The following is a 14,176-nucleotide window of genomic DNA, read 5'->3' on the forward strand; positions in this document are numbered from 1 at the left end:
AAGTCTTCTGTATTCGTCACTCCCTGGGACATATCCATGAGCCAACCGACCAAACTCCTTGAACCCTTCAAGCTCGGCGCGCTGACGCTGCCGAACCGCCTGGTGATGGCGCCGCTGACGCGCAACCGCGCGGTGCCGCCTGGCATGGTGCCGAGCCCGCTCGCGGTGGACTATTACGGCCAGCGCGCCTCCGCCGGCCTGCTGATATCCGAGGCGAGCCAGGTCTCGCAGCAGGGCCAGGGCTATCAGGACACGCCCGGCATCTATTCGAAGGAGCAGGTCGCGGCCTGGCGCAAGGTCACCGACCGCGTGCATGAGCGCGGCGGCCGCATCTTCATCCAGATCTGGCATGTCGGCCGCATCTCGCATGTCGCGTTGCAGCCGAACGGCGGTGCGCCGGTGGCGCCGAGCGCGCTCAAGGCCAAGACCAAGACCTTCGTCAATGGCACCTTTGCCGACGTCTCCGAGCCGCGCGCGCTCGAGCTGTCGGAAATCCCCGGGATCATCGAGGACTTCAAGCGCGGCACCGCGAATGCGCTGGCTGCCGGCTTCGACGGCGTCGAGATCCACGGCGCCAATGGTTATCTGCTCGACCAGTTCGCGAGGGACAGCACCAACAAGCGCACCGACGCTTACGGCGGCTCTATCGAGAACCGCGCAAAGCTGATGCTTGAGGTTTCCAAGGTGGTCGCCGCCGAGGCCGGCGCCGATCGCACCGGCATCCGCATCTCGCCGGTGACGCCGGCCAATGACGTCTCCGACTCCAATCCGCAGCTGCTGTTCGACTACATTGTCGATCAGCTCAACGCGCTGAAGCTGACCTATATTCACGTCATCGAAGGCGCGACCGGCGGCCCGCGGGACATCGCGCCGTTCGACTACGCTTCGCTGCGCAAGCGCTTCAAGCAGGCCTATGTCGCCAACAACGGCTACGACTTCCCGCTGGCCGAGAAGGTGCTGGAAGCCGGCGACGCCGACCTCATCGCGTTCGGCAAGCCGTTCATCTCCAACCCCGATCTGGTCGAGCGGCTCAAGGCCGGCGCCCCGCTCAACGAGTGGGACAAGGCGACCTTCTACGGCGGCGGCGCCAAGGGCTACACGGACTATCCGACGCTGAAGGCGACCGAGGCGGCGGAGTAGAGTGGACCAAAAACTGTCATGCCCAGCGAAGGCGGGGCATCCAGTATTCCAGAGACGCCAGCGATTGATCGAAACGCCGCGGCGTACTGGATCGCCCGGTCAAGCCGGGCGATGACAGCGGAGAAAACAAAAAAAGGCCGGGATCGCTCCCGGCCTTTCGTCGTCTTCGGATGGCGTGGGCTGGTACGCCTTCCTTACTTCGCTTCGGCGCGCTTGGGCGGGGTGGCCGGCCACGACTTGATCAGCGCGTCGTAGTCGACGGTTTCGCCCTTCGGCTTCTCGTTCGCGAGCTTGCGCTGCGGAGCGATGGTGCCGTCCTTCTCGGCCTTCTTGAACCAGAACTCGGCGGATTCCTTCTTGTTCAGCTTCGGTCCGCAGGCACCCTGCACACCGGACTTCTCAAGACGTTCCATCACCGAATCCTGGGCCGCGGCGAGCGCGTCCATCGCCTGCTGCGGCGTCTTGGTACCGGACGACGCATCGCCGATGTTCTGCCACCACAGCTGCGCGAGCTTCGGATAGTCGGGCACGTTGTTGCCGGTCGGGGTCCACTGCACGCGCGCGGGCGAGCGGTAGAACTCGATCAGGCCGCCGAGCTTCGGCGCACGCTCGGTGAACGACTTGTCCCAGATGTCGGATTCACGGATGAAGGTGAGACCGACATGGCTCTTCTTCAGCGACACCGACTTGGAGACGATGAACTGGAGATAGAGCCAGGCTGCCTTGCGGCGATCCGGCGGGGTCGACTTCAAGAGCGTGGCGGAGCCGGCGTCCTGATAGCCGAGCTTCATGCCTTCCTTCCAGTACGAGCCGTGCGGCGACGGAGCCATACGCCACTTCGGCGTACCGTCCGCGTTCATCACGGCGATGCCCGGCTTCACCATGTCGGCGGTGAAGGCGGTGTACCAGAAGATCTGCTGGGCGATGTTGCCCTGCGCAGGCACCGGGCCGGCTTCCGAGAACGTCATGCCCTGGGCTTGGGGCGGGGCATACTTCTTCAGCCAGTCGAGATACTTGGTGATCGAGTAGACCGCGGCCGGACCGTTGGTGTCGCCACCACGATCGACCGAGGAGCCGACCGGACGGCAGCCTTCCATCCGGATGCCCCACTCGTCGACCGGCAGGCCGTTCGGGATACCCTTGTCGCCGTTGCCGGCCATCGACAGCCAGGCGTCGGTGAACCGCCAGCCGAGCGAGGGATCCTTCTTGCCATAGTCCATGTGGCCATAGACCTTGACGCCGTTGACCTCCTTGATGTCGTTGGTGAAGAACTCAGCGATGTCTTCATAGGCCGACCAGTTCACCGGCACGCCGAGCTCGTAGCCATACTTGGCCTTGAACTTGGCCTTGTAGTCGGGGTTGGTGAACCAGTCGTAGCGGAACCAATAGAGGTTCGCGAACTGCTGGTCGGGAAGCTGATACAGCTTGCCGTCCGGCGAGGTCGTGAACGACTTGCCGATGAAGTCGTCGACGTCGAGCATCGGGTCGGTGACGTCCTTGCCCTCACCCTTCATGTAGTCCGAGAGCACGATGGTCTGGCCGTAGCGGAAGTGCGTGCCGATCAGGTCGGAGTCGTTGATCCAGCCGTCATAGACATTCTTGCCGGACTGCATCTGGGTCTGCAGCTTCTCGACCACGTCACCTTCCTGGATGATGTCGTGCTTGAGCTTGATGCCGGTGAGCTCGGAGAACGCCTTGGCCAGCGTCTGCGATTCATATTCGTGCGTCGTAATCGTTTCCGAGACGACGTTGATCTCCATGCCCTTGAAGGGTTCGGCGGCCTTGGCGAACCACTCGAGCTCCTTCTTCTGGTCTGCCTTCGACAGCGTCGAGGGCTGGAATTCCGCGATCCACTTCTGGATCACGGCTTCATCGGCCGCACGCGCCGGCGCAGCGACCGTGAGCGAAGCTGCGATCAGCGCGGCGGCGCTGGTCATAGTCAAAAGACTATCCTTTGTCGTTCTCAAATGTGGCATATAGTTTCCTCCGGTTGCAGCGACAAACCAAAACCTCAGGCCCGGGTAGACCCCGGATCTGCTCTTCTTCGCTTTCGTCAGACGGTGCGAAAAATCGCGACGGCTGAAAGAAGCGAAATCAGCGTTGCGAGCCACAGGCTCGAAATCTCCACGCCCTCCCCGATCGGCAGCGTGAAGATCGTATCGGTGCCGACGAGGCCGATCCACAAAAGGTGGATCACCGCCGCCAGCACCAGCGAAATGAACAAACGATCGCCGCGCGTGGTCGGGATGCGCAGCACGCCGACCCGCTCGGCCTCGGGATAGACCGCCGCGAGCCAGGTCATGGCGCCGAGTGTCGAGGCCAACAGCGCGAAGAAGATCGCGGTCGGCAGCGTCCAGGCCATCCATGCGATGGATTCCATGACTCAAATCCCTCCACACGATGCGCTGCGCCCCCTCTCCCATGGGGAGAGGGTTGGGGTGAGGGGGTACGGTCTATCGATCGAGCGAAACCCCTCACCCGGATTTGCCGCTCCGCGCCAAATCCGACCTCTCCCCATGGGAGAGGTGAAGTCCGGCGTTGAGATGCTGCCTGATTGCTTCATCATCATCCTAGACCCGGCCGAGCGCGAAGCCGCGCGCGATGTAGTTGCGGACGAACCAGATCACCAGCGCGCCCGGAATGATGGTGAGCACGCCGGCGGCAGCAAGCAGCCCCCAGTCCATGCCGGCGGCGGAGACCGTGCGCGTCATGATTGCCGCGATCGGCTTGGTCTGCACCGAGGTCAGCGTGCGCGCCAGCAGGAGCTCGACCCAGGAGAACATGAAGCAGAAGAAGGCGGCGACGCCGATGCCGCTCGCGATCAGCGGCACCAGGATCTTGATGAAGAAGCGCGGGAACGAATAGCCGTCGAGGAAGGCGGTCTCGTCGATCTCGCGCGGCACGCCGGAGACGAAGCCTTCGAGGATCCACACCGCCAGCGGCACGTTGAAGATGCAGTGCGCGAGCGCAACCGCCCACGGCGTATCGAACAGGCCTATCGCCGAATACAGGTTGAAGAACGGCAGCGCGTAGACCGCCGCCGGCGCCATGCGGTTCGACAGCAGCCAGAAGAACAGATGCTTGTCGCCGAGGAAGCGGTAGCGCGAGAACGCATAGGCCGCCGGCAATGCCACCGCGATCGAGATGATGGTGTTCAGCACGACATATTCGAGCGAATTGATATAGCCCGAATACCAGCTCTCGTCGGTGAAGATGCGCTTGTAGTGCTGCAGCGTCGGCGTATGCGGCCACAGCGTCATCGTCGAGACGATCTCGGCGTTGGTCTTGAAGCTCATGTTGACGAGCCAGTAGATCGGCAACAGCAGGAAGATCAGGAACAGCGCCATGATGAGGCGGCGGCCGGGGATCGAATGCATCATGCCGCTCCTCCCTTGACCGGACGCTCGGCGCCGGCATTGGTCATCACGGTGTAGAACACCCAGCACACGATCAGGATGATGAGATTGTAGGCCAGCGACAGCGCCGCGGCCTTGCCGAGGTCGAACTGGCCGAGCGCGATCTTGACGAGCTCGATCGAGACGAAGGTGGTGGAGTTGCCCGGGCCGCCGCCGGTGACCACGAACGGCTCGGTGTAGATCATGAAACTATCCATGAAGCGCAGCAGCACCGCGATCAGCAGCACGCGGTTCATCTTCGGCAGCTGGATCGCCTTGAACACCGCCCAGCGCGAGGCGCCGTCGATCTGCGCCGCCTGGTAATAGGCGTCGGGGATCGACTTCAGGCCGGCGTAGCACAGCAGCGCGACGAGGCTGGTCCAGTGCCAGACGTCCATCACGATCACCGTGACCCAGGCGTCGAGGTCATTGGAGACGTAATTGTAGTTGATACCGAGATGGTTCAGCGTATAGCCCAGTAGGCCGATGTCGGGCCGGCCGAAGATCTGCCAGATGGTGCCGACCACGTTCCACGGAATCAGCAGCGGCAGCGCGAGGATGACGAGACAGGCCGCGACGCTCCAGCCCTCGCGCGGCATCGACAGCGCGACGATGATGCCGAGCGGCACCTCGATCGCGAGGATGATCGCCGAGAACAACAAATTGCGACCGAGCGAGGCCAGGAAGCGGCCGCCGAGATCGGTCGAGGGATCGAGCAGCTCCTTGAACCAGCCGACGCCGTTCCAGAAGAACTGGTTGTTGCCGAAGGTGTCCTGCATCGAATAGTTCACGACGGTCATCAGCGGCAGCACCGCCGAGAACGCCACCACCAGGAACACCGGCAGCACCAGGAACCAGGCTTTTTGGTTGATCGTCTTGTCCATCAGGCGACCCCTTCCACCAAATGGCTGTCGGCATAGACGTGGACATGCGCGGGATTGAAGATCAGCCCGGCGGTATCGCCGGAGACCGAGAAGCCCGGCGGCACGCGCGCGGCGAATTTGGTGTTGCCGACGCGAACGCGGGCAAACTGGATGCGGCCGAGATCGTCGATCCGCTCGATCGTGGCCGACAGCAGGCCGGGTGCCGGCGCCGCGACGTCGACGAATTCGGGCCGCACGCCGATCTCGATTTTCCTGCCCGCCGGCAGCACACCATAGTTTCGATTCAGGCCGATGACATGGCCGTCGACCCGCGCCTCGTGACCACTGACTTCGGCGGGCACGATGTTCATGCCGGGCGAGCCGATGAAATAGCCGACGAAGGTATGCGCCGGCTTGTCGAACAGTTCGGCCGGCGTGCCGCTCTGCACCACGCGGCCGTCATGCATCACGACGACGGTGTCGGCGAAGGTCAGCGCCTCGGTCTGGTCGTGGGTGACGTAAATCATCGTGAGGTCGAGCTCGCGATGCAGCGCCTTCAGCTTCGAGCGCAGCTGCCACTTCAGCTCGGGATCGATCACCGTCAGCGGCTCGTCGAACAGCACCGCGGCGACGTCGGAGCGCACCAGCCCGCGGCCGAGCGAGATCTTCTGCTTGGCGTCGGCGGTGAGCCGGGTCGCCTTGCGGTTCAGATACGGCGTGAGGTCGAGCAGGTCGGCGATCTGCCGGACCCGCGCATCGACCTCGGCCTTGGCGACGCCGCGGTTCTTCAGCGGGAAGGCCAGGTTCTCGCCGACCGTCATGGTGTCGTAGATCACCGGGAACTGGAACACCTGCGCGATGTTGCGCTTCTGCGTCGACAGCGGCGTGATGTCCTGACCGTCGAACAGGATCTTGCCGCGCGACGGGGTCACGATGCCGGAGATCAGGTTGAGCAGCGTGGTCTTGCCGCAGCCGGACGGCCCGAGCAGCGCATATGCGCCACCCTGCCGCCAGGTCATGGTCACCGGCTTCAGCGCAAAGGATTCCGGCGGCGCGTCATTGCCGCTGTAGGACTGTGCGAGATCGACGAGGTCAATGCGGGCCATCGGGCATCTCCCTCAATTGCTCTTGCTGGCCGACGCGCGTGCCGCGAGCGAATCGCCATACAATTCGCTTGCAAACGCGGTCGCGGGCGACGCGACCAGGCGGTCAGCGGCGTCGAACACAAAGATGTTTTCGGGATCGAGCGCGGCTTCAAGCACTTGCCCGGGTTCATATTCATGGACGCCGTGCAGCACCGCGACCCAGTTCGAATCGTGGACATGGACGTGCACAAAACTCTCCGAGCCGGTGATCTCGGTCACCGTCACGGTGGCGGAGAATTTGTGGCGGCCGGCTGCGGAGCTGCCGACCTCGAGCTGGTGCGCGCGGAAGCCGATCTTGTAGACGCCGTCAGGCAGCGTGGCGTAGAGGCCGGCCGCGGGCGCCTGCTCGCCGCCGGCATAGATCACCTGGGCGCCCTTCTTCTCGATGCCGATGATGTTGAGCGGCGGATCGGAGAATACCTGGGCGACGCGCAGCGTGTCGGGATGGCGGTAGACCTTCGGCGTCGCGCCGATTTGCAACACCTCTCCTTCCCACATGCACACGGTGTCGCCGCCGAGCAGCAGCGCTTCCGACGGTTCGGTCGTGGCATAGACGAAGATCGCGCCGGAGGCTTCGAAGATGCGCGGCAGCTCGGCGCGTAGCTCCTCGCGCAGCTTGTAGTCGAGATTGGCCAAGGGCTCGTCGAGCAGCACGAGGTCGGCGCCCTTGACCAGCGCGCGGGCAATCGCGGTGCGCTGCTGCTGGCCGCCGGAGAGCTGCAGCGGCGTGCGCTTCAGAAACGGCTCGAGCCGCAGCAGGCCGGCGGCTTCCGCCACCCGCTTCTCGATCTCGGCGCGCGGCTTGCCCTGCACCCGCAGCGGCGAGGCGATGTTCTCGTAGACCGTGAGCGAGGGATAATTGATGAACTGCTGATAGACCATCGCGACCGAACGCTGGCGCACGTCGGCGCCTGTGACGTCCTTGCCGTCGACCAGCACGCGGCCGGTGGTCGGCTTGTCGAGGCCGGCGAGCAGCCGCATGATCGAGGTCTTGCCCGACAACGTCGGCCCGAGCAGCACGCTGAGCGTGCCACGCTCCAGCGTCAGCGACACGTCGCGGATGGTCGCGATGCCATCCACGGTCCGCGTGACATTCTGCAGTGTGACGCTCATGCCCGTCCTCCCGCTTCGCGGAGGGGACGTTCACCGGACACGCGGTTGGCGAGCATCCACTCGTCGAGCGCGGCGATTTCACCCGCCGTCATCCGCAAGCCCAGCTTGGATCGTCGCCAGACGACATCGTCCGCAGTCCGAGCCCATTCGTTTGCCATCAGGTACCTGACTTCGCTCTCCGTCAAGGTGGCGCCGAACGAGCGGCCGAGATCTTCGGCCGATGCTGCATTGCCCAAGACTTTGCTGGCACGCGTGCCGTAGGCATGCGCGAGACGATTGGCGTGCTGTTGCGCAAGGAACGGGTAGTTGCGAACCAATTCGGCTGATAACGCCGCGACCGCGGAGACATCCATGTCGCCGCCGGGTAGCGGCGCCTTGCCGGTCCAGCCCTCCTGCGCCTTTGTGCCGCGGAGGTAAGGCGACAGCCGCTCCAGCGCCTCCTCGGAGAGACGGCGGTAAGTCGTGATCTTGCCGCCATAGATCGACAGTAGCGGCGCACCGCCGGGCGTATCGAGCTCGAACACGTAATCGCGGGTCGCCGCCTTGGCTTCGCTGGCGCCGTCGTCATACAGCGGACGCACGCCGGAGTAATTCCAGACCACGTCCTCGGGCTTCACCGGCTTGGCGAGATAGGCGCTGGCGGAGGCGCAGAGATATTCGATCTCCTCCTGCGACGCCTTCACCTTGGCCGGATCGCCGTCATAGTCGCGATCGGTGGTGCCGATCAGCGAGAAATCGTCCTGATAGGGAATGACGAAGATGATGCGGCCGTCGGCGTTCTGGAAGATATAGGCGCGGTCGTGGTCGTAGAGTTTTGGCACCACGATGTGCGAACCCTGCACCAGCCGCACCTTGGCCCGCGCGTTGACGCCGGCGCCCGAGGCCAGCACCTGCTCGACCCAGGGACCGCCGGCATTGACCAGCACGCGCGCCTTGATGGTGTTGCGCGCACCGTCGACGCCGTCCTCGACCGTGAGATGCCAGACGCCGTCGACCTGCCTGATCTCGACCGCGCGGGTGCGGGTGCGGATCTCGGCACCGCGATCGGCGGCATCGCGTGCGGTCAGCGCAACCAGCCGCGCGTCGTCGACGAAGCAGTCGGAATATTCAAAGCCCTTGGTGTAGCGACCCGGGATCAGCGGCTTGCCGACCACGTCGCGCGTCAGATCAACCGAGCGCGTCGCCGGCAGCAGGTGCCGGCCGCCGATGTGGTCGTAGAGGAACAGGCCGAGCCGCAGCAGCCAGGCCGGGCGCAGGCCGGCGTGGTGCGGCAAAACGAAACGCAGCGGGCGAATGATATGGGGCGCAATCTGCCAGAGGATCTCGCGCTCGATCAGCGCCTCGCGCACCAAACGAAACTCGTAATATTCGAGATAGCGCAGACCGCCATGCACGAGCTTGGTCGACCAGGACGACGTCCCGCTGGCCAAGTCATTCATTTCACAGAGGAAAACAGAATTACCCCGGCCCGCCGCATCGCGCGCGATGCCGCAGCCATTAACGCCGCCTCCAATGATGGCGAGGTCGTAAATCTGGTCCAAAGAACGCTTCCCCCGGCAACCGTTTTCGCTTCGACGGTTTTACTTTCGGATTGAAGTAGATCACAACCAAAAACGAAAGCAAAGTGAAAACAGGGAACCTTGGCTGTGGATTTTTTGGGCGAGGTGATCGCGGCTGGGGCAGATGTGCCTGGCGAAACCTATTCCCGACCCGTCACTCCTGTGCAGCGGCTTCGTCGCATTCCGCTGTCATGCCCCGCTTCAAGCGGGGCATCCAGTACGCCGCGGCGTCGCGGCTCAAGCGCGAATGTCTCTGGAATACTGGATCGCTCGGTCGAGCCGGGTGATGACAGCGAGAGAATACGGAATCAGGCAGTGCGCAGCGTCGCCGGTGCGGGCTCGGCGTTGTCGTCGAGATCGCTCTGCGGCTTGTCCATCGCGACGACGACTTCGATGCCGCGGCTGTGGCAGATGTTGGCAAGGCCCGCGGGGAGCGGCGAGTCGGTCACGAAGGTCTGGATCTGGCTCATATGCGCGATGCGCACCGGCGCACTGCGGCGAAGCTTGGTCGAATCCGAGACCAGCATGACGTTGCGCGCATTGGCGATGATCGCCTGCGCGACCTGCACCTCGCGATAATCGAAGTCGAGCAGCGCGCCCTCCTCGTCGATCGCGGACGCGCCGATGATGGCGTAGTCGACCTTGAACTGGCCGATCAATTGCGTGGCAGTCGAGCCGACCACCGCGCCATCGGCGCGGCGCACCGTGCCGCCGGCGACCACCACCTCGATGCGCGGATGGCGATACAGCAGCATCGCGACGTTGAGGTTGTTGGTGATGACCAGGAGGTCCTCATGCGAGGTCAGCGCGCTCGCGACCTCCTCCGTCGTGGTGCCGATATTGATGAACAGCGAGCAGCCGTTCGGAATCCGCGCGGCCGCGGCGGCGCCGATCGCCTTCTTCTCCTCGGCGGCGACGAAGCGGCGCGCCTCATAGGCAAGGTTCTCGACGCCGGAGGCAATGATCGCACCGCCATGGATGCGGGTCAGCGAGCGCTGGTCGCAGAGGTCGTTGAGATCCTTGCGGATGGTCTGCGCCGACACCTCGAATCGCCTGGCAAGATCCTCGACCATGACCCGGCCGAATGCGCGCGCGATGTTGAGGATTTCAGTCTGGCGATGGGAGAGTCCGGCCACGGCGGCCCCCTTGAAACGGCGAGTCTCCCATGTTGCGACCGTTCGGCACCGAGGTCAACGAGCAAGCATCAGTGGGGTTAAGAACTGCGTTGCAGCAATCTCGAGGCAGTGAGTGCCGGCGCGATTCCTCACCAGGCTGCTTGCTACCAAGCTGCTTCCTGCCAAGCCGCTTTCTACCAAGACATGGCCGATGCAACCCGGCGGATCAATTCGGGATCGTCGAACGCCGCCGCGCTCGCCACCGCGCCGGCCGCGAGCAGATCGGCATGACTGAGCCCGGTCCGCATCCCGATCGTCGCGATGCCTGCGGCCGTCGCCGACTGCACGCCGGACCGCGAATCCTCGAACGCCAGCGATGCCGATGCCGACGCGCCTGCGAGGCGCAGTCCCTCCAGATAGGGCAATGGATGCGGCTTGCCGTGTGCCAATTCGTCACCGATCACGACAGCCTTGAAGCGATGCGCGATGCCCAGCCCGGAGAGCAGCAGCTCGGCATTTGGGCGCGGCGCATTGGTCACCGCCACCATGGGCACGCCGGCGTGATCAGCCCGGTCGAGCAGCGCCATCAATCCCGGCACCGGCACGATCTGGCCGCTGACCAATTCACGAAATGTCCGCTCCTTCTCGCGGAGGATGATTGCGCGGCGATCCGGCGGCTCATGTGCGAGGAAGCGATCGCCGATCGAGGCGTTGGAGAAGCCCTGCAGCTCTTTGCCGAAGCGCGCGTGATCGAACACATGCCCGTGAGGGCCGAGCACGCGGTTGAACGCCGCCAGATGGAGCGGATCGGTATCGGCGAGCGTGCCGTCGATATCGAACAGCAGCGCCTTGTCTTGTGTCTGCGACATCCGGGAGATGTTTCCGTGCGCCCGGATGCATCAATACAGGCAATTGCGGCACGCGCAAACCACGCACCAAGGTCAGTTACGACGCCATCTTCATGACGCCGCCGGTGAGGAGCCGGCGCGCCGCGCGCTCGGCCTCGCGGGCGTTGCGGAAGATCTGGCCTTCTAGGCGCTGGAAAAGGTGCGACGCAGCAAAGAACTGATAACCACGCGTATCGCGCACCACGATACCCGCTGTCTGAGAACTCACTTCGATCACGTAACTGTCGGACATTGTCGGCCTCGGTTTGACTCCGGCCCGACAACGGGATCGCCGCCTGTTTGTTCCTACGTTATTTTTTCGAGCCGAAGCGCTGCTTTTGCAATCAAACCACGCGCGGGACTCAGTTTCGTCGCGTTTGCTCTTGCGCCGAATCAGCGACGCAGGCGCGCGAGAAGTTCAGGTCTCGATCGTCGCGCCGTCGCGCTGGATCGGTTGCGGATGGCCCTGCTCGTCGATCGAGACGTAGGTGAAATTGCCGTCGGTCACGAGGATCGACTGCTGCTCGCGGCGGCGCAGCACCCAGGCTTCGAGATGCACCGTGATCGAGGTGCGGCCGACGCGCACGAGGTTGGCGTGCACCGAGACGAGATCGCCGACATAGACCGCTTTGCGGAAATTCATCGCCTCGATCGCAACCGTCACGGTGCGCGACTTCGCCAGCTTGGAGGCGAACACGCCGCCGCCGACGTCCATCTGGCTGAGCAGCCAGCCGCCGAAGATATCGCCATTCGCATTGGTGTCGGCCGGCATCGCCAGCGTGCGGATGCAGAGATCGCCCTGCGGCTCGTTGCCGTTGATCGGCGGCGCGTGGACGTGAGTTTCGGGCGCTTGGGTCTCGGTCACTTGAAGGCCTCCCAGCCGGTATCCGGTGCAAATCGTCCGCCAAACTTGCGCATCAGCGCCTGCATCGTCGACACCACATTGTCGACGCCGCGACTGCGCGCGTAATTGAGCGGGCCGCCGCGGAACGGCGCATAGCCGGTGCCGAAGATCATCGCGCCGTCGACCATGTCGGCATTGTCGACAATGCCCTCGCGCAAGGCGGCGACGCAGACGTTCGAGATCGGCAGCACCAGGCGATCGATCATCTCGTCCGTCACCTTCGGACCGGTCTCCGGCAGCGGCGCCTTCTCGGCCTTGCCGTCCTTCCAGGTGTAAAAACCCTTGCCGGTCTTGCGGCCGAGCTCGCCCTTGGCCACCTTCTCGCGCAGCCACGCCGGCGTCGGCGGCAGGGTATCGCCGAACTTCGAGCGCAGCATGTCGCCGACATCGAGGCAGATATCGAGGCCGACCTGATCGGCGAGCTCGATCGGGCCCATCGGCATGCCGAACTCGACGGCCGCCGCATCGATCAGGCGCTGGTCGGTCTTCTCGTCCAGCATCATCATCGCTTCCAGCATGTAGGGCGTTAGCGCGCGATTGACGAGGAAGCCCGGCGAACTCTTCACCGGCAGCGGCAGGCGGTCGATGGCGCCGACGAAGGCCAGCGCCTCCTTGAGCATGGCGGCATCGGTGCCGTCATGGCTGACGACCTCGACGAGTTGCAGCCGCGACACCGGATTGAAGAAGTGCAGGCCGAGCAGCCGCTCCGGCCGCGCCAGGGTGGTGCGCAGATCCTGCAGCGGGATGCTCGACGTGTTGGTGGCGAGGATCGCGCCAAGCTTCATCTTCGGTTCGAGCGAGGCGTAGACCTTCTGCTTCAACTCGAGCTTTTCCGGCACCGCCTCGATGATCACATCGGCATTGCGGACGCCTTCGCCGTCCATGTCGGGGATCAGCCGGTCGAGCGCGTCGCGCTGGTCGATCTTCCTGCGCATGATCTTGCCGAACAGCTCCGACGCCCGCTTCATCGCGCCCGCGATCGGTTCGGCCTTCATGTCGGCGAGCGTGACGCGCATATCCTGGTTGGCGCACCAGGCCGCGATGTCACCGCCCATCGCGCCGACGCCGATGACATGGACGTGCGCAACCTTGTTGCCGCCGCCGGCGACCTTCTTCATCTGCTCGCGCAGGAAGAAGACGCGGATCAAATTCTGCGCGGTCGGCGTCACCATCAGATTGGCGAACGAGGTCTTCTCCGCATTCAGCATCGCCGCGCGGTCGCCGGCGTGCTTCTCCCAGAGATCGACCAGCGCTGAGGGCGCCGGATAGTGCTTGCGCGGCGCGGCCTTCTCGGCCTCGCTGCGCATCCGCGAGGCCAGGAAGCCCCTGACCGGACCGAAATTGAGGATGGTATTGAGCGCGCCCGGCTTGGCACGCTTCAGCCGGCCGAACACCGCGTCCTTCACCGCGTTGCGGACATGGCGCTCCTGGGTGACGGCATCGACCAGACCGAGCGACTTGGCGTGGCGCGCGTCGATCGTCTTGCCGGTCAACATCAAGGTCATCGCCTGCATCGGGTTGACGAGCTCGGTGAAGCGCACCGTGCCGCCGAGGCCGGGATGCAGCCCGAGCATCACCTCGGGGAAACCGAACCGCGCATTGTCGATCGCGATCCGCATCTGGCAGGCCAGCGCGACCTCGAGCCCGCCGCCGAGGCAGAAGCCGTGGATGACGGCGACCGACGGCACGCGCAGCGCCTCCAGCCGGTCGATCACGGCATGCGCACGCCCAATCTCGGTCTCGACCGCACGCGGGTCGCTGGCGCCGCGAAACTCGTTGACGTCCGCGCCGGCAATGAAGCCGCTCTTTTTCGCGGAGCGGACCACGAGGCCGGCCGGCCGCTCGTTCTCCAGCGCCGTGACGATGGCGTCGAGCTCTTCGAGCAGATCGGCTGATAGCGTGTTGGCGCTGGCGCCGGCGCGATCGAACAGCAGCCAGGCGATGCCGTCCTCGTCGCGCGTCAGCTTGAAGTTCCTGTACGGGCTGTCGGCAGCCGGCGCCGGCCCGAGTTCGAGCACGCGGTCGGCGAGAACGTCCATGATCCGTGAATCCATG

The 14,176-nt window shown here is 64.5% G+C and carries 13 protein-coding genes; 1 reads left to right on the forward strand and 12 read right to left on the reverse strand.

The features are described from left to right. Positions 1-36 precede the first annotated feature (36 nt). Complete coding sequence (locus tag G6P99_RS39455) at positions 37-1,140, forward strand: alkene reductase (protein WP_029082993.1); 1,104 nt, start codon at positions 37-39, stop codon at positions 1,138-1,140. A gap of 194 nt (positions 1,141-1,334) precedes the next feature. Here G6P99_RS39455 and G6P99_RS39460 read toward each other — a convergent pair whose 3' ends face one another. The 12 genes from G6P99_RS39460 to G6P99_RS39515 form a co-directional block, all read right to left on the reverse strand. After that, positions 1,335-3,077 (reverse strand): ABC transporter substrate-binding protein, encoded by a 1,743-nt coding sequence (locus G6P99_RS39460; RefSeq protein WP_029082994.1) that lies wholly within the window; start codon positions 3,075-3,077, stop codon positions 1,335-1,337. Between the two features lie 116 nt (positions 3,078-3,193). After that, positions 3,194-3,520, reverse strand: a complete 327-nt coding sequence (locus G6P99_RS39465; RefSeq protein ID WP_029082995.1) for a DUF2160 domain-containing protein — start codon at positions 3,518-3,520, stop codon at positions 3,194-3,196. A 190-nt stretch (positions 3,521-3,710) separates the two neighbouring features. Further along, on the reverse strand, positions 3,711-4,517 hold the full coding sequence (locus G6P99_RS39470; RefSeq protein ID WP_029082996.1) for a carbohydrate ABC transporter permease: 807 nt from the start codon (positions 4,515-4,517) through the stop codon (positions 3,711-3,713). Then, positions 4,517-5,419, reverse strand: a complete 903-nt coding sequence (locus G6P99_RS39475; RefSeq protein WP_029082997.1) for a carbohydrate ABC transporter permease — start codon at positions 5,417-5,419, stop codon at positions 4,517-4,519. Before G6P99_RS39475 ends, G6P99_RS39470 begins: the two co-directional genes overlap by 1 nt. Further along, the gene (locus G6P99_RS39480) at positions 5,419-6,504 is read right to left on the reverse strand and encodes an ABC transporter ATP-binding protein (RefSeq protein WP_029082998.1); all 1,086 of its coding nucleotides are present in this window, start codon (positions 6,502-6,504) and stop codon (positions 5,419-5,421) included. Before G6P99_RS39480 ends, G6P99_RS39475 begins: the two co-directional genes overlap by 1 nt. Positions 6,505-6,516: 12 nt before the next feature. After that, positions 6,517-7,656 (reverse strand): ABC transporter ATP-binding protein, encoded by a 1,140-nt coding sequence (locus G6P99_RS39485; protein WP_029082999.1) that lies wholly within the window; start codon positions 7,654-7,656, stop codon positions 6,517-6,519. After that, the gene (glpD, locus tag G6P99_RS39490) at positions 7,653-9,197 is read right to left on the reverse strand and encodes a glycerol-3-phosphate dehydrogenase (protein WP_029083000.1); all 1,545 of its coding nucleotides are present in this window, start codon (positions 9,195-9,197) and stop codon (positions 7,653-7,655) included. Before glpD ends, G6P99_RS39485 begins: the two co-directional genes overlap by 4 nt. A 326-nt stretch (positions 9,198-9,523) precedes the next feature. Beyond that, positions 9,524-10,351, reverse strand: coding sequence for a DeoR/GlpR family DNA-binding transcription regulator (locus G6P99_RS39495; RefSeq protein WP_029083001.1), 828 nt, complete (start codon positions 10,349-10,351; stop codon positions 9,524-9,526). Positions 10,352-10,524: 173 nt separating this feature from the next. Next, on the reverse strand, positions 10,525-11,199 hold the full coding sequence (locus G6P99_RS39500; RefSeq protein WP_165125997.1) for an HAD family hydrolase: 675 nt from the start codon (positions 11,197-11,199) through the stop codon (positions 10,525-10,527). 76 nt (positions 11,200-11,275) lie between these two features. Then, positions 11,276-11,470 (reverse strand): hypothetical protein, encoded by a 195-nt coding sequence (locus G6P99_RS39505; protein ID WP_029083003.1) that lies wholly within the window; start codon positions 11,468-11,470, stop codon positions 11,276-11,278. A 165-nt stretch (positions 11,471-11,635) separates the two neighbouring features. Continuing rightward, on the reverse strand, positions 11,636-12,082 hold the full coding sequence (locus G6P99_RS39510) for an acyl-CoA thioesterase (RefSeq protein WP_371261207.1): 447 nt from the start codon (positions 12,080-12,082) through the stop codon (positions 11,636-11,638). Continuing rightward, complete coding sequence (locus tag G6P99_RS39515; protein WP_029083005.1) at positions 12,079-14,175, reverse strand: 3-hydroxyacyl-CoA dehydrogenase NAD-binding domain-containing protein; 2,097 nt, start codon at positions 14,173-14,175, stop codon at positions 12,079-12,081. The genes G6P99_RS39510 and G6P99_RS39515 overlap by 4 nt, the downstream gene beginning before the upstream one ends. Between the last annotated feature and the right edge of the window lies 1 nt (position 14,176).

The organism is Bradyrhizobium sp. 6(2017), from assembly GCF_011058295.2.
GTDB classification, from domain to species: Bacteria; Pseudomonadota; Alphaproteobacteria; order Rhizobiales; family Xanthobacteraceae; genus Bradyrhizobium; species Bradyrhizobium septentrionale.